Source organism: Exiguobacterium qingdaonense (genome assembly GCF_018617855.1).
GTDB classification, from domain to species: domain Bacteria; phylum Bacillota; class Bacilli; order Exiguobacteriales; family Exiguobacteriaceae; genus Exiguobacterium; species Exiguobacterium qingdaonense.
In genome coordinates, this window is the sequence record NZ_JACSKY010000013.1 from 1 (window position 1) to 17,075 (window position 17,075).

Genomic DNA, 17,075 nt, shown 5'->3' on the forward strand with positions numbered 1-17,075 from the left:
CGTCCTGAGCCAGGATCAAACTCTCCAAAGAATTTGATATAGCTCTTAGATTGACGAAGCTTGCGCTTCATTCAAAAATTGTAAAACTTTTTTTGCCTCATCGTTCAGTTTTCAAAGACCAATCGTTGTCGTGTTAGCGACTTTTTAATAATAGCGATTTGACTTATGAAAGTCAACCACTTTTTATTATTTTTTTCACTTTCTGATTATTGTTTCGTGAACAACATCAGCGACGTTTATTAATATATCAGCATCCTAAAAAACCGTCAACTGTTTTTCTAAAAAAACTTTATTTTTTCTTGGATTAGTACATAAGATCAAAAACCGGCTGTGTGATTCTTTTACGATTCACACAGCCGGTTGCACATTATGATGATTTAGTAGACGACATTTGTTTCTTAGATTTTTTCTGCACCTCTTCGGATGGAGCAGACTCAACGACTCGTCCTGTCTGTTGAAAACGATGGAGCATCAATACTTGGTAGGCATTTGCAAACACGAGCGTTGCAAGGGCCGGCCAAAGTAATGGTACTTCGTCTGTTGTTTGAAGAGCCGGAATCCATTCAATTAACGTAATGACAGTCATTAGAAAAAGTGTCGGGATGAAAGCACTCTTGTTCGTTTGTTTCACCTTACTCGCGGCAACGACCCAAGCGACAATGAGTAACACGAGCATCTCACCGATATAACGCCACATGTGATCATTCCCAAATGCGAGCATCCGTAAATAGACAGCGTCAAAGATCGCAAAGGCGATTAGTAACACTTGGACGCGATTCCATAGGCGTGGCCCTCTGAATAAATCGAGTCCGACCCGATGGACAATCAAATAAGCGAAAAAGCCCATCATACTGATTCCGGTCCATGTGCTCGAGTAACTAAGTGCTGTGACAATGGCCTCCCAGGACTGACTGACCAAATAACCCGGGTTCGCCAATAAATTCATCAGGAACCCGAACAACGTCCCGAACACGAGCGTTGTCCAAAACAAACGTAAAAAACCTTGTACTTTCATCTCTCACCGATTCACCCTTCTATTTGTTGAATGACTGCTTGCGCTAACTCATCATACGTATGCTCGAACGGATGCCCATCCCGATAGACAGAAGGTGCAAAATCTTCTTCATTGTCATACGGTTGGCCAAGCGGGATTTGAGCAAGTAACTTACTCTTCAGTGCTTCTGACAGTTTTTCTCCACCACCATAGCCGAATACGTATTCCTTTTCACCCGTCAGCTTACTTTCGAAATAAGCCATGTTTTCAATGATGCCTAATAGTTTATGGTTCGTTTTGATTGCCATCGCTCCGGCACGGGCGGCAACGAAAGCCGCTGTCGCGTGAGGTGTCGTCACAATCAATTCCTGACATGATGGGAGCATCGAATGGATATCGAGCGCGACATCCCCCGTTCCTGGTGGTAAGTCGAGTAATAGATAGTCCAAGTCTCCCCACTCGACGTCATTGAAGAAATTATTGAGCATCTTCCCAAGCATCGGTCCACGCCAGATGACCGGTGCATTGTCTTCAACGAAGAATCCCATCGAAATGACTTTCACACCAAAACGCTCGACTGGAATGATCTTCTCACCGCGAACAACCGGTCGCTCTTCAATCCCAAGCATATCTGGAACACTGAAGCCGTAAATATCCGCATCGATCAATCCGACCTTCTTGCCCGCTCGCGCAAGCGCAACGGCTAAGTTGACGGATACCGTCGATTTTCCTACGCCGCCTTTCCCAGAAGCAATCGCAATAAACGTCGTCCCTGAATTCTCACGAAGGATCGCCGGCTTTGTCGCTTCCTTTAAACTTTCGTCGTTCAATGCTTCAAAGCGAAGTCCGACCGTCTTAAAACCTTTCCCCTTGAGCAACGTGACGATTTCTTGCTGTAACTGAAGCTGTTCCCCGCTCCCTGTCTGTCCGAGTGCGACTTTCACACTGACATAGTCTTCTTTAATACGGATGTCCTTTACCCCTGCTGTATCTCCAAGCGTTCGGTTGATCGTCGGATCAACGAGCCCCGCCAACTCTTCGCGTACTTGCTCTACTGTAAGCATATCGCTTCCCCCTTCTACCTGTTTCGATATCAGTATATCAAAAAAAGCGTTTTCTTGACGGATTCGGAATCGACTATTTCGAACAAAAAAACTCTCCACCCAAAAGGATGGAGAGTTCGAACCACATCGCGAAGATTAACGCTTCGAGAATTGTGGTGCGCGACGTGCTGCTTTAAGACCGTATTTTTTACGTTCTTTCATACGAGCGTCACGAGTTAAGAAGCCTTTTTCTTTGAGGCTTGGACGGAATTCTGGGTCCGCTTGAAGAAGCGCACGTGATACACCGTGGCGAATCGCTCCAGCTTGTCCAGTATATCCACCACCGTTAACGTTAACGATTACATCGTATTTACCTTCTGTTTCAGTCAATACGAGTGGTGATTTAGCCATCATGATCAAAGTCTCATGACCGAAGTATTCTGAGATATCGCGGCCATTTACAACAACTTTACCGTCACCTGCAACGAGGTGAACGCGAGCCACCGAGTGTTTGCGGCGGCCTGTTCCGTAGTAACGTACATCTGCCATCGTTTAGTTCCTCCCTGTGTCTCGATTAACCGCGAAGTTCGTAAACTTCTGGTTTTTGTGCTTCGTGCTTGTGTTCAGCTCCAGCGTAAACGTGGAGTTTGTTGAATTGTTGACGACCGAGTGATCCTTTTGGAAGCATCCCTTTGATCGCGAGTTCAAGCATACGCTCTGGACGTTTTGCGAGAAGCTCTTTTGCAGTTTGTGATTTCAAGCCGCCTGGGTGACCTGAATGACGGTAGTAGATCTTGTCATTCAATTTGTTACCAGTCAATTTGATTTTCTCAGCGTTGATGATGATGACGTGGTCTCCGCAATCAACGTGTGGTGTGAATGTCGGCTTGTGCTTACCGCGAAGAAGTGAAGCTACTTCACTAGTCAAACGACCAAGTGTTTTGCCTTCTGCGTCGATAAGGAGCCATTTGCGTTCTACTTCAGATGCTTTAGCCATGAATGTTGTGCGCATGTGGAATACCTCCTAGAAATGTCTGTTCACTTAATTTTTTGATGCTTTATCATAATCCTAGTTTACGGGGCTAAGATTGTGGTTCATCTCTAAATTTGAAAATGAAATGCCAATGAATATAATACGATTTTATAGAAGGAATGTCAATCTACTTTTTCATAATTCACATTCCACAAATACAAACCGTGTGGAGGGGCGGTAATCCCCGCCACACGGCGATCCTTCGCCTCCAACATTTGTGTAATATCTGCGGGCTCATATTTCCCTCTTCCGACCTCGATGACCGTCCCTACCATGATGCGGACTTGGTTATATAAAAAGCCCGACCCGACGAACCGGAATATGATCTCATCCCCCAACTCGAACACTTCTGCTTCATAGATGGTACGGACTCGATCTTCGACTTCCGCTTTTGTCACAGAGAACGACGTAAAGTCGTGGGTCCCAATCAATCGCTCCATCGCCTCCCGCATCGCCTCGAGGCTCAGCGTATACGTCACGGTCGCAGCATAGTGCCGACGAAACGGATCCTCTGTCTGCCGGATATGATAGCGATACTCTTTTCGCTTCGCACCGTAACGTGCGTGGAACGTATCATCCGTTTCTTCCGCCTGTTTGACAAGGATGTCATCCGGTAGCATGGCGTTCAGTGCTTTTACGAACCGCTCGGCAGGCATCTCTAGCGAGGTGTCAAAGTGAATCACTTGCCCTAAGGCATGAACACGGGCGTCTGTGCGACCGGAGGCGACGATTTTCACCGGATGACGATGCATACGTGCCAAGACGGATTCAATCTCTGCTTGAACGGTATTGCCATTCGGCTGTACCTGATATCCCGCATAGTGTGTCCCGTCATAGGCGACAATCAGTTTGATTCGTCTCATCCAATCCCTCTCAATCCAAACAAAGTGAGTGTCAACGCAACAAAAATGAGCAATACGGCTGTGTCTCGCGTTTGCCACTCCATCTCACGCAACCTCGTCCGCCCTTCTCCCCCACGGTAACCGCGGGCCTCCATGGCCGTAGCAAGGTCTTCAGCACGCTTAAACGCGGAGATGAACAATGGAATCAAGAGGGGGATGACCCCTTTTAACCGAGATTTCCAAGGCCCGCTCATCAAATCGACGCCTCGAGCCTGCTGGGCTTTCATGATCCGGTCCGTCTCGTCCGCAAGCGTCGGTAGGAAACGAAGTGAAATCGAGAGCATCAACGCAATCTCGTGGGCCGGGACACGAATGCGTTCGAACGGTCGTAGCCCCGCTTCAATCGAATCGGTCAATTCCATCGGTGTCGTCGTCAACGTCACGAGTGTCGTCAACATGACGAGATAAAAGAATCGAAGGGAAACAATCAGTCCCATCCGTACTCCTTCCGAATAAATCGCAATCGGTCCTAATTCAAATAGAAGTGTGCCGTCTCGATTGAATAACAGTTGTAAGACCAGCGTGAAGACAATCAAAAATAAGATCATGCGTAAGCCGTTCCATAAATAACGCCATGACAACTGTGACAGCTTGACCACGAACAGCGTAAACGCTAGTAAAAACAAGTTCGTCCATACGTTATCTGCTAAAAACACGACCGGGATGAATCCTAAAATAAAGAGCGTCTTCGCACGCGCATCGAGCGAGTGGAGCCACGAATGTCCCGGTATATATTGACCGATAATCATGTCGCTCCCCCTTTCAACCGTTCCGCCACCCAATCCGCCAGTTCGCTCTCGGTGCGGACGAGTGGCATTACAGTTTCTCCAAAAGCCGGCGCCAAATCACGGGCGAATCGTAAAACGTGCGGGATGTCGAGCTGGAGACGTCGCACGAGCGTCTCGTCTTGGAACAGGTCAAACGGATCTCCGTCAAACGCCACCTCGCCGCGCTCCATCACGATGACGCGTTCCGCATAGGCGAGTACGTCATCCATGTCGTGCGAGACGAGAATCAAGGTGAGGTGTAACTCTTCCCGTAAGCGTTTGAATAAGGCGAGCATATCCCGTCTTCCGATTGGGTCGAGTCCTGCCGTCGGTTCATCGACGATGAGCACATCAGGTCGGCTCGCTAAGACACCGGCAATCGCAACACGGCGCATTTGCCCACCGGAGAGTTCAAACGGAGAGCGATCCCAAAGCGATTCATCCAATCCGACGAGACGAAGGGCCTCATGGGCGCGCTCTTTCGCTTCGGCATCTGTCGCGCCAAAATTGCGCGGACCGAACATGACGTCGCGTTCGACCGTCTCTTCAAACAACTGGTGCTCAGGATACTGAAAGACGAGCCCAACGCGACGCCGAAGCGGTAAGAGATTCTGTTTTTTATCACGACGCGAACGAATCGGGGTGACGGTGATGTCATCGACCACCACACGCCCGTCAGTCGGACGTAACAAGCCGTTCATGTGTTGAACGAGTGTTGATTTTCCCGAACCAGTATGCCCAAGAAACGCAACAAGCGCTCCCGACGGAATGGTCACATTCACATCGCGCAGCGCGGTTCGTTCAAACGGAGTATTCATTTGATATTGATACGTTACTTCTTCAATGCGTATCGGCATAGATGGTTCACCAACTCCGAATGTTGTAGCATCAGACGATCGAGTGGAATGCCACGCGCCTTCAGTTCGAGTTGCATCCGGACGACAAACGGGACATCTAATTGTATGTCGCGAAGCTGATCTGGATGTTGAAACACGTCCTCAGGTGTACCGGTCATCGCAATCTTGCCTTTCGACATTGCAATGATACGGTCGGCAAACAACACTTCGTCGAGCTCGTGTGTAATGGCGACAACGGTCATCCCTTCTGAGACGAGTTGTTGTACCGTTTGTAATACCTCTTGTCGCCCAATCGGGTCGAGCATCGAGGTCGCTTCATCGAGCACGAGGACACGCGGGCGCATTGCGAGAGCCGCAGCTATCGCAACGCGCTGCTTTTGTCCACCGGATAACTGATGCGGTTCACGGTCCGCAAGTTCCGATAATCCAACGCGCGCTAGACTGTCATCAATTCGACGAACCATTTCTTGACGTGGAAGTCCCATGTTTTCGAGAGAAAATGCCACATCATCGCGCACGGTCGCCCCGACAAATTGATTGTCAGGATTTTGAAAGACGACCCCAATCCGCGTTCGAACATCCCACACGTCTGTGGCGTTCGACGGATCGAGTGTCTCGACGCGGACTTCCCCCTGTTCAGGAATGAGAAGTCCGTTCCACAACTTCGTCAGTGTCGACTTGCCAGAACCATTATGGCCGACAATCGCAAGCCATTCCCCTTTATATACATCGAGCGACAGGCTGTTAAGCGCCGGCTCAGATTGTCCAGGGTAATGAAATACGACATCTCGTACCATAATTTGTGATTCCATGGGTCGACTCCTTTCTGATGTGGAAACAGGGCAATACGTCACCGCATGCCCTGTTGACTGCCTAATGAATTAGACGAGTTCGATGATTACAACTTCTGCACCATCACCGCGGCGTGGGCCGACTTTCATGATGCGCGTGTATCCACCTTGACGTTCAGCGTAGCGTGGTGCCACGTCTTCGAACAATTTTTGGATTGCGTCTTTTTCTCCAGCGTTCTCCTTACGAACGAATGAAGCTACTTGACGACGGGCATGAAGATCGCCACGTTTCCCAAGAGTGATCAATTTTTCAACGACTGGGCGAAGTTCTTTCGCTTTTTGTTCAGTTGTTTGAATGCGCTCGTTGATGATTAGGTCAGTTGCAAGATCACGCAAAAGCGCCTTGCGTTGCGAGCTTGTACGGCCAAGTTTCGAATAAGCCATTACATTTCCCTCCTTCGGTTGAACTTAGTCTTCTTTACGCAAGCCCAAACCGAGTTCGTCCAACTTGTGTTGAACTTCTTCGAGTGATTTACGTCCGAGGTTACGAACCTTCATCATCTCTTCCTCTGATTTGTTTGCGAGTTCTTGAACAGTGTTGATGCCAGCGCGCTTCAAGCAGTTGTACGAACGAACTGAGAGATCGAGTTCTTCAATCGTCATTTCGAGTACTTTTTCTTTTTGGTCTTCTTCTTTCTCGACCATGATTTCTGCATTGAGAGCCTCGTCTGTCAAACCAACGAAGATGTTCAAGTGTTCAGTCAAAATTTTAGCCCCTAACGATACAGCTTCTTCCGGACGAATTGAACCATCTGTCCACACGTCTAACAAAAGCTTATCAAAGCTAGCGTCTTGACCGACACGTGTTTTATCTACTTCGTAGTTCACGCGTTGAATCGGTGTATAGATCGAATCGATTGGAATGACCCCAATCGGCATATCATCACGTTTGTTATCTTCTGCCTGGACGTAACCACGACCACGGCGAGCAGTCAAACGCATGCGAAGCGTCGCATTGTCAGCGAGAGTCGCGATGTGGAGCTCAGGATTCAAGATTTCAACGTCGCTATCATGGGTAATGTCTGCCGCAGTGACAGCACCGGCACTTGAAACGTTAATCTCAAGCGTTTTCTCTTCTTCCGAGTACACTTTGAGCGCTAACTTCTTGAGGTTTAACACGATTTGAGTAACGTCTTCGACGACACCGTCAATCGTAGAGAACTCGTGAAGCACGCCATCGATTTGAACCGCTGTTACCGCTGCACCTGGGAGCGATGACAATAGAATTCGACGTAGTGAGTTACCGAGAGTAGTGCCATATCCACGTTCAAGCGGTTCTACTACGAATTTACCAAACGTAGCGTCCTCGCTGATTTCGACCGTTTCGATCTTTGGTTTTTCAATCTCGATCATCTGAACCCCTCCTTGAGTGTATCCTGCCGTGCAGTTTGAACTGCTAAAGTATAAGCTGTCGTGCTAGGTAAGCCCCTCACACGCTCAAGCGATTATACGCGGCGACGTTTTGGAGGGCGGCAACCGTTGTGCGGAACTGGAGTTACGTCACGGATTGCAGTAACTTCGAGACCAGTTGCTTGAAGTGCACGGATAGCCGCTTCACGTCCAGCACCAGGACCTTTAACGTTAACTTCTACTGTACGCATACCGTTGTCCATTGCAACTTTTGCTGCAGTTTCAGCAGCCATTTGTGCTGCGAACGGAGTCGATTTACGTGATCCTTTAAATCCAAGGTTACCAGAAGTAGCCCATGAGATCGCGTTACCTTGCGTGTCAGTGATTGTGATGATTGTGTTGTTGAATGTAGAACGGATGTGTACCACACCGACTTCAACATGTTTTTTAACTTTACGTTTAGAACGTACGTTTTGCTTACGTTTCGCCATTGTTCAATTCCCTCCTTTACTTCTTCTTGTTCGCTACTGTACGGCGTGGGCCTTTACGAGTACGCGAGTTGTTCTTCGTGTTTTGACCGCGAACAGGGAGACTACGGCGATGACGGATACCGCGGTATGCGCCGATCTCGATCAAACGTTTGATGTTAAGTGAAACTTCACGACGAAGGTCACCTTCAACTTTGATTCCGTCAATTGCCTCACGGATACGGTTGAGTTCATCTTCAGTAAGGTCGCGTGTGCGTGTCTCTTCAGATACGTTAGCAGCCTTCAAAATTTCTTGTGCTTTTGTTTTACCAATACCATAGATGTATGTGAGCGAAATAACGATACGTTTTTCGCGTGGAATATCTACACCAGCAATACGTGCCATGTGTGCACCTCCTCTGAAATTAACCTTGTTTTTGTTTGTGTTTCGGGTTTTCGCAAATTACCATTACTTTACCCTTACGGCGAATAACTTTACATTTTTCGCAAATCGGTTTTACCGACGGTCTTACTTTCATGAGTATACCCTCCTCCTGGAAAAATCGGAGTTACTTATAACGGTACGTAATCCGCCCGCGAGTCAAGTCGTATGGAGACAACTCAACAGTTACGCGGTCACCTGGAAGGATCCGAATGTAGTGCATCCGAATTTTCCCTGAGACGTGCGCGAGCACCGTGTGGCCGTTTTCTAACTCCACTTTAAACATTGCGTTCGGAAGTGGTTCGACAACAGTGCCTTCCACTTCAATGACATCTTGTTTCGCCATCATTTATTCCCCTTTCTATATAAAAATCTTTAGGAGCACAGACGATCTATTGCCATCTACTGTGAGAGAAGGACCCAAAATGGATCAGTATGAAACAATAGAGCCTCATTCACCGGAATCGAGTTTCGTCAGAATCTCGTATCCATCGTCTGTGATGGCGATGGTGTGCTCAAAGTGGGCGCACATGCTACCGTCCACGGTGACAACTGTCCAGTTATCAGCCAGTGTTCGAACATAGCGTTGACCAGCATTAACCATTGGTTCAATGGCTAACGTCATCCCAGTCTTCAGGCGCGGCCCTTTCCCCGGTGGACCATAGTGTGGAATTTGCGGTTCTTCATGCAAATTTTGACCAACACCATGACCGACATATTCGCGGACGACAGAGAAGTCATGTGATTCAACATATGCTTGAATCGCATGCGAAATATCTGTCAATCGCCCTAAAGCCTTGGCGTGCTCCAATCCTTTATACAGACTTTCTTCGGTTACGTCAAGTAGCCGTTTTGTCTCTTCTGAGATTGTTCCCACTGGATAAGTCCAAGCGGAATCTCCATGGTATCCATTGTAATGGGCACCGATGTCGATCGAGATAATATCTCCATCTTTCAATACCCGTTTCCCTGGAATGCCATGAACAAGCTCTTCGTTCACCGAAGCGCAAACACTACCGGTAAAACCGTTATAGCCTTTGAACGATGGCGTCGCACCTTGGCTGCGAATATAATCTTCCGCAATCCGGTCGAGCTCAAGCGTCGTGATTCCTGGTTTAATGTGCTGTTTGAGCACCTGGTGCGTTCGAGCAACAATTTGCCCTGCCTCACGCATAATCGCAATTTCACGAGGCGTCTTCGTGATGATCATTCAGTATCACCGAGTAATGCTTTGACATCGGCATATACGACATCGATTGGACGATCTCCATCCAATGTACGAAGATACCCTTTTTCAGCGTAAAAGTCAATGAGTGGTTTCGATTGCTCGATGTTGACGTCAAGGCGACGGCGAACCGTTTCCTCTTTATCATCTTCACGTTGCATAAGAGCCGACCCATCCACATCACAGATGCCTTCCACTTTTGGTGGGTTGAAGATCACATGATATGTCGCACCACACGTTGGGCAGATCCAACGACCTGTCAAGCGTGGGACGAGAATTTCCGCATCCACATCGATGTTTACGACGTGGTCAATCTGTTTCCCCAAATCTTTAAGCAAACTTTCGAGTGCCTCTGCCTGAGCAACAGTACGCGGGAATCCATCAAGTAAGAAACCTTTTTCTGTATCATCTTGGCTAAGACGTTCACGTACGATTCCGATTGTTACCTCATCCGGTACGAGTTCACCTTTATCCATGAATGACTTGGCTTCTTTCCCGAGTGGCGTTCCGCCTTTGATTGCCGCACGAAACATGTCGCCTGTCGAAATGTGAGGGATTTGGTACTCTTCAACGATTTTAGCCGCTTGAGTCCCTTTCCCAGCACCCGGTAAGCCCATGAGTACTAGATTCATCTCGGTTAGCCTCCAGTTTTGATTTTCACGAAGGGCTTGTAAACACGACAGGAAGGAAGGGTCAACCCTTCCTTCCGCTTTAACGAATAAAGCCTTTGTAGTGTCGTTTTACAAGTTGACTCTCGATTTGTTTCATCGTTTCGAGGGCTACCCCGATGACGATCAATAAACTTGTTCCTCCGATTTGAACGGAAGTTGGAAGACCGGCAAGCTTAATAAAGATTGTCGGCATGATCGCCACGAGCGACAAGAAGATCGCTCCGAAGAAAGTTAATCGATAGAGCAGCTTCGTGATGTACTGTTCTGTTTGCGCCCCAGGACGAATCCCAGGAATATAACCACCTTGCTTCTGCAGGTTTTCTGCCATCTGCTCCGGGTTGACCTGAACAAATGTATAGAAGTAAGAGAACGCAATAATTAACGCGACATAAATCGACATTCCGATCGGTGCCGTTGTGTCAAAGTACGTCTGTAGTTTTTGCGTTGTCTCTGGAGAAGCAATGAAGCTTGCAACAGTTGGTGGTGTTACCATAAAGGAAATCGCAAAGATGACCGGGATAACACCTGCTGCGTTTAGCTTGATTGGCAAATGCGTCGACTGGCCGCCCACTGGAGTACGGTTCGCCGTGCGTTTTGCGTATTGGATTGGAATTTTGCGTGCCGCTTGCTGAACGTAAATGATCCCAACCGTCACAGCTAAAATGACAAGTGCCAATACAACCAAGTAAACGATATTGATGAACAATGCATCTCCAGCGTTTTGGAGTTTTGTTTCATAAATCTGCGTGAAGATTCTTGGGAACCCGGCGATGATACCAGCAAAGATAATGATGGAAATACCATTCCCAACACCTTTTTCTGTCGTCATTTCACCGAGGAACATCAAGAACGCCGTACCCGCAGTGAGTACAATCGCGATCACAAAGTACGTTGCCGTTCCCCACGTCTCGTTGACGAGACCTGGATAAAGGCGGTTAAATCCAAACGACAATGAAGTCGCTTGGACAAAGCCTAAGATGATCGTCCCATAGCGCGTGACCGTCGCTAACTTTTTACGGCCCGCCTCTCCTTGTTTAGCCCATTCGGCAAACTTTGGAACGACGTCCATTTGTAAAAGTTGCACAACGATCGATGCCGTAATGTACGGCATGATCCCCATTGCGAACAAGGAGAAGTTCTGTAAAGCATTTCCTCCAAACAAGTTCAAGAAGTCAAGAAGACCTCCTGAGTCAAAACGCAACACATCCGTATTCACCATCGGCACCGGGATATGAGCCCCGATGCGGAAAATGATGATGATTGCGAGTGTGAAGAGAATACGCTGTCGAATATCTTTCACGCGCCACATATTGGAGATCGTCTGAAACATCAGATCACCTCAACTGTACCGCCAGCTGCTTCGATTGCTTCTTTCGCTGCACCCGAGAACTTGTTGGCTTTTACAGTCAATTTAGTTTCAAGCTTGCCGTTAGCAAGGACCTTGATTCCGTCTTTAGCAGAGCTGACAACACCAGTCTCGATTAAGAGTTCTGGAGTAACTTCAGTACCTGCTTCGAAACGGTTAAGCGTGTCTAGGGAAACAACCGCATACTCTTTACGAGTTGGGTTGTTGAAACCGCGTTTTGGAAGACGACGGTAAAGTGGGTTTTGTCCACCTTCAAATCCTGGACGAACGCCACCGCCCGAACGAGCTTTTTGACCTTTATGTCCACGACCAGAAGTTTTACCGTTACCAGTCGCCATACCGCGACCGACACGGTTACGTTCGTGACGTGAACCTGGAGTTGGCTTCAATTCATGGAGTTTCATAGTGGCACCTCCTTATTTATTAAAATCTTTATTATTCGTTGATTTCTTTTACAGTCACAAGGTGCGACACTTTGTTGATCATACCGCGCATCGCGACGTTGTCTGGGACAACGACCGTTTGATGCATTTTGCGAAGACCGAGTGTACGTACAGTAACACGCTGACCTTCTGGACGACCAATTGTGCTGCGTGTGAGGGTGATTGCGAGTTTCGCCATGTCTAGTTCCCTCCCTTAGTTAAGAAGTTCTTCTACGCTTTTACCACGTAGTTTAGCAACTTCCTCTGCTTTTTTGAGCTCAGTCAAGCCCTGAACCGTCGCACGGACGATGTTGATCGGTGTGTTTGAACCTAACGATTTCGAAAGGATGTCACCTACACCTGCAAGTTCGAGCACCGCACGAACTGGACCACCAGCGATAACCCCAGTACCTTCAGAAGCTGGTTTCATGAATACACGACCTGCTCCGAATACTCCTGTGATTTCGTGTGGAATTGTTGTACCAACCATAGGTACTTGTACCATGTTTTTCTTAGCGGCTTCAATAGCCTTGCGAATCGCTTCTGGCACCTCTTGTGCCTTACCTGTACCGAAACCGACGTGACCATTTTTGTCACCTACGACTACGAGAGCAGCAAAACGGAAGCGGCGGCCACCTTTTACGACTTTCGCGACGCGGTTTACGGTAACAACGCGTTCTTCAAGTTGTTCCATGTTAACGTCTAACTGGCGCATCGAGTGTCCCCTCCTTTTTATTAGAATTTAAGACCTGCTTCACGAGCTGCTTCTGCAACAGCTTTGACGCGGCCATGATAGAGGTATCCACCACGGTCGAACACAACTGTGTCGATACCTTTCTCGAGTGCACGTTCTGCAGCAAGTTTTCCAACAGCTGTCGCTGCTTCAACGTTACCGCCATTTGTAAGATCGAGAGCTTTATCTTTCGAAGATGCAGACACAAGCGTTGTTTGTGCCGCGTCATCGATAAGTTGAACGTAAATGTGCTTGCTCGAACGGAATACGTTCAAACGTGGACGAGCTGCCGTCCCCGTGATCGTACGACGTACGCGAGCATGACGCTTTTTACGAACTGCATTTTTATCTGCCTTTGTGATCATTTATGCCACTCCTTTCCGTTCATTTCGTGACGAATTACTTACCAGTCTTACCTTCTTTACGGCGAATACGTTCATCAGAGTAACGAACACCTTTACCTTTGTAAGGTTCTGGAGCACGGTACGAGCGGATTTGAGCAGCAACGTGACCGACGCGCTCTTTGTTAATCCCTTTTACGATGATTTGCGTGTTTGAAGGAACTTCGATTTCGATTCCTTCCTCAGCAACGTACTCGATTGGGTGCGAGTAACCGAGGTTGAGGACGAGTTTGTTACCTTGCTTTGTAGCACGGTAACCAACCCCCGAAATCTCAAGCGTTTTTTGGAATCCGTTCGACACACCTTGTACCATGTTGGCAATAAGGGCACGTGTCGTACCGTGAATTGTGCGGCTTTCTTTCGATTCGTCTGGACGAACAACCGTCAATTCGTTCTCTTCAATTTTGATTTCCAATGCCGGGTTAGCTGAAAGCGAAAGTTCACCTTTAGCACCTTTTACTGTGACCGTGTTGTCATTAGCAACTGTTACAGTAACGCCAGCAGGAATCGTAACTGGTTTTTTACCAATACGTGACATTGATTACACCTCCGTTCTTGTTAGAAAAGTGACTTACCAGATGTAGGCGAGCACTTCGCCGCCGACTTGTTGTTGGCGAGCTTCTTTATCAGTCATAAGACCTTTAGATGTCGAAAGAACTGCGATCCCGAGTCCTCCGAGTACTTTTGGTACTTCATCAGCTTTTGCGTATACGCGAAGACCTGGTTTCGAAATACGTTTGAGACCAGTGATAACACGTTCGTTGCTTGCTCCATATTTAAGGAAAAGACGAAGTGTACCTTGTTTAGCGTCCTCGATATATTCAACATCGCGAATGAAACCTTCACGCTTAAGGATTTCAGCGATCTCACGTTTAATGTTCGAAGCTGGAAGCTCCATTTTTTCATGGCGAACCATGTTAGCGTTACGGATACGTGTAAGCATATCTGCAATAGGGTCTGTCATTACCATGCGATGTACCTCCTTTCACACTGTTAGTGGATTACCAGCTTGCTTTTTTAACACCAGGGATTTGACCTTTGTATGCAAGATCACGGAACTTGATACGGCTGATCCCGAATTTACCCATGTAACCATGCGGACGACCTGTGATGCTGCAACGGTTGTGCAAGCGTACAGGTGACGAGTTACGTGGCAATTTGCTGAGTCCGATATAATCGCCTTCAGCTTTCAACTTCGCACGCTTTTCAGCGTACTGGGCAACGAGTTTCTCGCGTTTAAGTTCGCGATTCACCATTGACTTTTTAGCCATGTTGTCGACCTCCCTCTAGATTATTTTTGGAATGGCATACCGAGAAGTGTGAGCAATTCACGTGCTTCTTCGTCTGTGTTTGCTGTTGTAACAACAACGATGTCCATACCGCGTACTTTAGATACTTTATCGTAATCGATCTCAGGGAAAATAAGTTGCTCTTTCACGCCAAGCGTGTAGTTACCGCGTCCGTCGAATGCTTTCTTCGATACACCGCGGAAGTCACGTACACGTGGGAGTGAAACAGTTACCAATTTGTCGAGGAAATCGTACATACGCTCGCCACGAAGTGTAACCTTCGCACCGATTGGCATCCCTTCACGAAGCTTGAAACCAGCGATTGATTTCTTCGCTTTCGTTACGAGTGGTTTTTGACCAGAAAGAATTGTTAATTCTTCAACTGCCATGTCAAGTGCTTTCGAGTTCGAAACAGCATCACCTACACCCATGTTGATGACGATCTTTTCGATTTTCGGTACTTGCATGACCGAGTCATAGTTGAATTTATCCATCATCGCTTTCACGATGTCGCTTTTATACTTCTCTTGCAAACGGTTCATAGTCGAATGGACCTCCTTTCGTCACGTTCTTCTTATTTATCGAGTGATTCGCCCGATTTCGCGACACGAACTTTTTTACCATCGACTACTTTGAAACCAACACGAGTTGGTTTGCCAGTTTTAGGGTCGAGTGGCATGACGTTCGAGACGTGAATTGGTGCTTCGATCTCAAGGATACCGCCTTGTGGATTCGCTTGTGATGGTTTCGCGTGCTTTTTCATCACGTTTACACCTTCAACCACTACGCGGTTCTTGCTTGGCATAGCTTTAAGGATAACTCCTTGCTTGCCTTTATCTTTACCAGACATTACCTGGACTGTATCGCCTTTTTTAACATGCATCGTTTGCGCACCTCCTTATAGGATTGAAATTGGAAATTAAAGTACTTCCGGTGCCAACGAAACGATCTTCATGAATTCTTTTTCACGAAGTTCACGTGCAACTGGCCCGAAGATCCGTGTGCCGCGTGGGCTCTTGTCATCTTTAATAATGACTGCTGCGTTCTCATCGAAACGGATGTACGAACCATCTTTACGACGAGCGCCGCGTTTTGTACGAACGACAACTGCTCTGACAACGTCACCTTTTTTAACAACGCCACCTGGTGTTGCTTGTTTTACCGTAGCGACGATGATGTCACCGATGTTTGCAGTCTTACGACCAGAACCACCGAGGACTTTAATTGTCAACAGTTCACGCGCGCCAGAGTTGTCTGCTACTTTCAAGCGAGATTCTTGTTGAATCATGCGAGTGTACCTCCCTCCGGATGTTTAATAAATCCGAACTGTTATTAGATGATTACTGATTCTTCTACTACTGTTACGAGACGGAAACGTTTGTCTTTAGAAAGAGGACGTGTTTCCGCGATGCGAACGATATCGCCCACTTTAGCGACGTTGTTCTCATCGTGTGCTTTATATTTCTTCGTGTAGTTTACACGTTTGCCATAAAGTTTATGACGAACCTTTGTTTCTACTGCGACGACGATCGTTTTGTCCATTTTGTCAGACACGACGCGACCAGTGAACACTTTACGGTTGTTGCGTTCCATGAGTGTTACCTCCTCTCAAGAATCCGATGTAATTAGCCGTTGTTGATGCCGAGTTCGCGTTCACGAAGAATCGTTTTAGCACGCGCAATCGACTTGCGTACTTCACGGATACGAGCAGGATTCTCAAGCTGACCTGTAGCAAGTTGGAAGCGAAGGTTAAAGAGTTCTTCTTTCCACTCGCCCACTTTACCGTTGAGCTCTTCAGTTGTTGATTGACGGAGATCAGTTGCTTTCATTCGTATCACCACCATTTTCTTCACGTTTCACGAACTTACATTTTACTGGAAGTTTGTGCGATGCAAGACGAAGTGCCTCACGTGCCACTTCCTCAGATACACCTGCGATTTCGAACATTACTTTGCCAGGCTTAACTACAGCTACCCAGCCTTCTGGAGCACCTTTACCCGAACCCATTCGGACTTCGAGAGGCTTTTTAGTGTAAGGCTTGTGTGGGAAGATCTTGATCCACACTTTACCACCACGTTTCATATAACGTGTCATTGCAATACGTGCTGATTCGATTTGACGGTTTGTAATCCAGCTCGCTTCGAGAGCTTGGAGACCGAACTCACCGAAGTGTACAGTTGTGCCGCGTTTAGCGTTCCCGCGCATTTTACCACGGTGTACACGACGATATTTCACGCGTTTAGGTAACAACATAGTGTGTTG

General features: G+C 47.4%; 30 protein-coding genes. All 30 read right to left on the minus strand.

Annotated features, from left to right (window positions below; genetic code table 11):
• Positions 1-367 precede the first annotated feature (367 nt).
• Positions 368-1,015 (minus strand): KinB-signaling pathway activation protein, encoded by a 648-nt coding sequence (locus tag KNP00_RS12140; protein WP_215145667.1) that lies wholly within the window; start codon positions 1,013-1,015, stop codon positions 368-370.
• An 11-nt stretch (positions 1,016-1,026) separates the two neighbouring features.
• Positions 1,027-2,058, minus strand: coding sequence for a P-loop NTPase (locus KNP00_RS12145; protein WP_215145668.1), 1,032 nt, complete (start codon positions 2,056-2,058; stop codon positions 1,027-1,029).
• 135 nt (positions 2,059-2,193) lie between these two features.
• On the minus strand, positions 2,194-2,586 hold the full coding sequence (gene rpsI, locus KNP00_RS12150; RefSeq protein WP_012727644.1) for a 30S ribosomal protein S9: 393 nt from the start codon (positions 2,584-2,586) through the stop codon (positions 2,194-2,196).
• Positions 2,587-2,611: 25 nt separating this feature from the next.
• Positions 2,612-3,049 (minus strand): 50S ribosomal protein L13, encoded by a 438-nt coding sequence (gene rplM / locus KNP00_RS12155; protein WP_012727645.1) that lies wholly within the window; start codon positions 3,047-3,049, stop codon positions 2,612-2,614.
• A gap of 143 nt (positions 3,050-3,192) precedes the next feature.
• Complete coding sequence (truA, locus tag KNP00_RS12160; RefSeq protein ID WP_215145670.1) at positions 3,193-3,933, minus strand: tRNA pseudouridine(38-40) synthase TruA; 741 nt, start codon at positions 3,931-3,933, stop codon at positions 3,193-3,195.
• Positions 3,930-4,721, minus strand: coding sequence for an energy-coupling factor transporter transmembrane component T family protein (locus KNP00_RS12165; RefSeq protein ID WP_215145672.1), 792 nt, complete (start codon positions 4,719-4,721; stop codon positions 3,930-3,932). The genes truA and KNP00_RS12165 overlap by 4 nt, the downstream gene beginning before the upstream one ends.
• Positions 4,718-5,596, minus strand: coding sequence for an energy-coupling factor transporter ATPase (locus KNP00_RS12170; RefSeq protein WP_215145674.1), 879 nt, complete (start codon positions 5,594-5,596; stop codon positions 4,718-4,720). The genes KNP00_RS12165 and KNP00_RS12170 overlap by 4 nt, the downstream gene beginning before the upstream one ends.
• Entirely contained in the window at positions 5,572-6,408 is an 837-nt protein-coding gene (locus tag KNP00_RS12175; protein WP_215145676.1) for an energy-coupling factor transporter ATPase, read from the minus strand. The genes KNP00_RS12170 and KNP00_RS12175 overlap by 25 nt, the downstream gene beginning before the upstream one ends.
• A 69-nt stretch (positions 6,409-6,477) precedes the next feature.
• Positions 6,478-6,831: a 50S ribosomal protein L17 gene (gene rplQ / locus KNP00_RS12180; protein WP_012727650.1), complete on the minus strand. Its 354-nt coding sequence runs from the start codon at positions 6,829-6,831 to the stop codon at positions 6,478-6,480.
• Between the two features lie 24 nt (positions 6,832-6,855).
• Positions 6,856-7,800: a DNA-directed RNA polymerase subunit alpha gene (locus KNP00_RS12185; protein WP_012727651.1), complete on the minus strand. Its 945-nt coding sequence runs from the start codon at positions 7,798-7,800 to the stop codon at positions 6,856-6,858.
• A gap of 92 nt (positions 7,801-7,892) precedes the next feature.
• Entirely contained in the window at positions 7,893-8,288 is a 396-nt protein-coding gene (gene rpsK, locus KNP00_RS12190; protein WP_012727652.1) for a 30S ribosomal protein S11, read from the minus strand.
• A gap of 16 nt (positions 8,289-8,304) precedes the next feature.
• Positions 8,305-8,670: a 30S ribosomal protein S13 gene (gene rpsM, locus KNP00_RS12195; protein WP_012727653.1), complete on the minus strand. Its 366-nt coding sequence runs from the start codon at positions 8,668-8,670 to the stop codon at positions 8,305-8,307.
• A 19-nt stretch (positions 8,671-8,689) separates the two neighbouring features.
• Entirely contained in the window at positions 8,690-8,803 is a 114-nt protein-coding gene (rpmJ, locus tag KNP00_RS12200; protein ID WP_003156543.1) for a 50S ribosomal protein L36, read from the minus strand.
• A 30-nt stretch (positions 8,804-8,833) separates the two neighbouring features.
• On the minus strand, positions 8,834-9,052 hold the full coding sequence (gene infA / locus KNP00_RS12205; protein WP_021066622.1) for a translation initiation factor IF-1: 219 nt from the start codon (positions 9,050-9,052) through the stop codon (positions 8,834-8,836).
• A 105-nt stretch (positions 9,053-9,157) separates the two neighbouring features.
• On the minus strand, positions 9,158-9,916 hold the full coding sequence (gene map / locus KNP00_RS12210; protein WP_215145678.1) for a type I methionyl aminopeptidase: 759 nt from the start codon (positions 9,914-9,916) through the stop codon (positions 9,158-9,160).
• Complete coding sequence (locus KNP00_RS12215; RefSeq protein WP_012727656.1) at positions 9,913-10,563, minus strand: adenylate kinase; 651 nt, start codon at positions 10,561-10,563, stop codon at positions 9,913-9,915. The genes map and KNP00_RS12215 overlap by 4 nt, the downstream gene beginning before the upstream one ends.
• Before the next feature lie 79 nt (positions 10,564-10,642).
• On the minus strand, positions 10,643-11,932 hold the full coding sequence (secY, locus tag KNP00_RS12220) for a preprotein translocase subunit SecY (protein WP_215145680.1): 1,290 nt from the start codon (positions 11,930-11,932) through the stop codon (positions 10,643-10,645).
• Complete coding sequence (gene rplO / locus KNP00_RS12225) at positions 11,932-12,372, minus strand: 50S ribosomal protein L15 (RefSeq protein ID WP_012727658.1); 441 nt, start codon at positions 12,370-12,372, stop codon at positions 11,932-11,934. Before rplO ends, secY begins: the two co-directional genes overlap by 1 nt.
• A 31-nt stretch (positions 12,373-12,403) precedes the next feature.
• Positions 12,404-12,589 (minus strand): 50S ribosomal protein L30, encoded by a 186-nt coding sequence (gene rpmD, locus KNP00_RS12230; protein ID WP_012727659.1) that lies wholly within the window; start codon positions 12,587-12,589, stop codon positions 12,404-12,406.
• A 15-nt stretch (positions 12,590-12,604) separates the two neighbouring features.
• Positions 12,605-13,105: a 30S ribosomal protein S5 gene (rpsE, locus tag KNP00_RS12235; RefSeq protein ID WP_012727660.1), complete on the minus strand. Its 501-nt coding sequence runs from the start codon at positions 13,103-13,105 to the stop codon at positions 12,605-12,607.
• Positions 13,106-13,125: 20 nt separating this feature from the next.
• The gene (gene rplR, locus KNP00_RS12240) at positions 13,126-13,488 is read right to left on the minus strand and encodes a 50S ribosomal protein L18 (RefSeq protein ID WP_215145682.1); all 363 of its coding nucleotides are present in this window, start codon (positions 13,486-13,488) and stop codon (positions 13,126-13,128) included.
• Between the two features lie 34 nt (positions 13,489-13,522).
• Positions 13,523-14,062 carry a 50S ribosomal protein L6 gene (gene rplF, locus KNP00_RS12245; protein ID WP_026824843.1) on the minus strand — a complete coding sequence of 180 codons (540 nt, stop codon included), beginning with the start codon at positions 14,060-14,062 and terminating at the stop codon, positions 13,523-13,525.
• Between the two features lie 33 nt (positions 14,063-14,095).
• Complete coding sequence (rpsH, locus tag KNP00_RS12250) at positions 14,096-14,494, minus strand: 30S ribosomal protein S8 (protein WP_026824842.1); 399 nt, start codon at positions 14,492-14,494, stop codon at positions 14,096-14,098.
• Between the two features lie 31 nt (positions 14,495-14,525).
• On the minus strand, positions 14,526-14,795 hold the full coding sequence (gene rpsN / locus KNP00_RS12255) for a 30S ribosomal protein S14 (protein ID WP_012727664.1): 270 nt from the start codon (positions 14,793-14,795) through the stop codon (positions 14,526-14,528).
• Positions 14,796-14,815: 20 nt separating this feature from the next.
• The gene (gene rplE / locus KNP00_RS12260) at positions 14,816-15,355 is read right to left on the minus strand and encodes a 50S ribosomal protein L5 (protein ID WP_012727665.1); all 540 of its coding nucleotides are present in this window, start codon (positions 15,353-15,355) and stop codon (positions 14,816-14,818) included.
• Positions 15,356-15,387: 32 nt separating this feature from the next.
• Positions 15,388-15,696 (minus strand): 50S ribosomal protein L24, encoded by a 309-nt coding sequence (rplX, locus tag KNP00_RS12265; protein ID WP_012727666.1) that lies wholly within the window; start codon positions 15,694-15,696, stop codon positions 15,388-15,390.
• 36 nt (positions 15,697-15,732) lie between these two features.
• Positions 15,733-16,101: a 50S ribosomal protein L14 gene (rplN, locus tag KNP00_RS12270; protein WP_012727667.1), complete on the minus strand. Its 369-nt coding sequence runs from the start codon at positions 16,099-16,101 to the stop codon at positions 15,733-15,735.
• A 44-nt stretch (positions 16,102-16,145) separates the two neighbouring features.
• Complete coding sequence (rpsQ, locus tag KNP00_RS12275) at positions 16,146-16,406, minus strand: 30S ribosomal protein S17 (RefSeq protein WP_012727668.1); 261 nt, start codon at positions 16,404-16,406, stop codon at positions 16,146-16,148.
• A gap of 32 nt (positions 16,407-16,438) precedes the next feature.
• Entirely contained in the window at positions 16,439-16,642 is a 204-nt protein-coding gene (rpmC, locus tag KNP00_RS12280) for a 50S ribosomal protein L29 (RefSeq protein WP_012727669.1), read from the minus strand.
• Positions 16,629-17,066, minus strand: coding sequence for a 50S ribosomal protein L16 (rplP, locus tag KNP00_RS12285; protein ID WP_012727670.1), 438 nt, complete (start codon positions 17,064-17,066; stop codon positions 16,629-16,631). The genes rpmC and rplP overlap by 14 nt, the downstream gene beginning before the upstream one ends.
• Positions 17,067-17,075 lie beyond the last annotated feature (9 nt).

Bases quoted from the DNA above. Each gene is read 5' to 3' on its own strand.
- KNP00_RS12215 (WP_012727656.1), bottom strand. From the start codon at position 10,563: ATGAATCTAGTACTCATGGGCTTACCGGGTGCTGGGAAAGGGACTCAA.
- rplE (WP_012727665.1), bottom strand. From the start codon at position 15,355: ATGAACCGTTTGCAAGAGAAGTATAAAAGCGACATCGTGAAAGCGATG.
- map (WP_215145678.1), bottom strand. From the start codon at position 9,916: ATGATCATCACGAAGACGCCTCGTGAAATTGCGATTATGCGTGAGGCA.
- rplO (WP_012727658.1), bottom strand. From the start codon at position 12,372: ATGAAACTCCATGAATTGAAGCCAACTCCAGGTTCACGTCACGAACGT.
- rplQ (WP_012727650.1), bottom strand. From the start codon at position 6,831: ATGGCTTATTCGAAACTTGGCCGTACAAGCTCGCAACGCAAGGCGCTT.
- KNP00_RS12140 (WP_215145667.1), bottom strand. From the start codon at position 1,015: ATGAAAGTACAAGGTTTTTTACGTTTGTTTTGGACAACGCTCGTGTTC.
- secY (WP_215145680.1), bottom strand. From the start codon at position 11,932: ATGTTTCAGACGATCTCCAATATGTGGCGCGTGAAAGATATTCGACAG.
- KNP00_RS12165 (WP_215145672.1), bottom strand. From the start codon at position 4,721: ATGATTATCGGTCAATATATACCGGGACATTCGTGGCTCCACTCGCTC.
- rpsQ (WP_012727668.1), bottom strand. From the start codon at position 16,406: ATGGAACGCAACAACCGTAAAGTGTTCACTGGTCGCGTCGTGTCTGAC.
- truA (WP_215145670.1), bottom strand. From the start codon at position 3,933: ATGAGACGAATCAAACTGATTGTCGCCTATGACGGGACACACTATGCG.
- rpmJ (WP_003156543.1), bottom strand. From the start codon at position 8,803: ATGAAAGTAAGACCGTCGGTAAAACCGATTTGCGAAAAATGTAAAGTT.
- rplP (WP_012727670.1), bottom strand. From the start codon at position 17,066: ATGTTGTTACCTAAACGCGTGAAATATCGTCGTGTACACCGTGGTAAA.
- rplN (WP_012727667.1), bottom strand. From the start codon at position 16,101: ATGATTCAACAAGAATCTCGCTTGAAAGTAGCAGACAACTCTGGCGCG.
- rpsK (WP_012727652.1), bottom strand. From the start codon at position 8,288: ATGGCGAAACGTAAGCAAAACGTACGTTCTAAACGTAAAGTTAAAAAA.
- infA (WP_021066622.1), bottom strand. From the start codon at position 9,052: ATGGCGAAACAAGATGTCATTGAAGTGGAAGGCACTGTTGTCGAACCA.
- rplF (WP_026824843.1), bottom strand. From the start codon at position 14,062: ATGTCACGTATTGGTAAAAAACCAGTTACGATTCCTGCTGGCGTTACT.
- rplM (WP_012727645.1), bottom strand. From the start codon at position 3,049: ATGCGCACAACATTCATGGCTAAAGCATCTGAAGTAGAACGCAAATGG.
- rplR (WP_215145682.1), bottom strand. From the start codon at position 13,488: ATGATCACAAAGGCAGATAAAAATGCAGTTCGTAAAAAGCGTCATGCT.
- rpsH (WP_026824842.1), bottom strand. From the start codon at position 14,494: ATGGTAATGACAGACCCTATTGCAGATATGCTTACACGTATCCGTAAC.
- KNP00_RS12170 (WP_215145674.1), bottom strand. From the start codon at position 5,596: ATGCCGATACGCATTGAAGAAGTAACGTATCAATATCAAATGAATACT.
- KNP00_RS12145 (WP_215145668.1), bottom strand. From the start codon at position 2,058: ATGCTTACAGTAGAGCAAGTACGCGAAGAGTTGGCGGGGCTCGTTGAT.
- rpmD (WP_012727659.1), bottom strand. From the start codon at position 12,589: ATGGCGAAACTCGCAATCACCCTCACACGCAGCACAATTGGTCGTCCA.
- rpsE (WP_012727660.1), bottom strand. From the start codon at position 13,105: ATGCGCCAGTTAGACGTTAACATGGAACAACTTGAAGAACGCGTTGTT.
- rpsI (WP_012727644.1), bottom strand. From the start codon at position 2,586: ATGGCAGATGTACGTTACTACGGAACAGGCCGCCGCAAACACTCGGTG.
- rplX (WP_012727666.1), bottom strand. From the start codon at position 15,696: ATGCATGTTAAAAAAGGCGATACAGTCCAGGTAATGTCTGGTAAAGAT.
- rpsM (WP_012727653.1), bottom strand. From the start codon at position 8,670: ATGGCACGTATTGCTGGTGTAGATATTCCACGCGAAAAACGTATCGTT.
- rpsN (WP_012727664.1), bottom strand. From the start codon at position 14,795: ATGGCTAAAAAGTCAATGGTGAATCGCGAACTTAAACGCGAGAAACTC.
- KNP00_RS12185 (WP_012727651.1), bottom strand. From the start codon at position 7,800: ATGATCGAGATTGAAAAACCAAAGATCGAAACGGTCGAAATCAGCGAG.
- KNP00_RS12175 (WP_215145676.1), bottom strand. From the start codon at position 6,408: ATGGAATCACAAATTATGGTACGAGATGTCGTATTTCATTACCCTGGA.
- rpmC (WP_012727669.1), bottom strand. From the start codon at position 16,642: ATGAAAGCAACTGATCTCCGTCAATCAACAACTGAAGAGCTCAACGGT.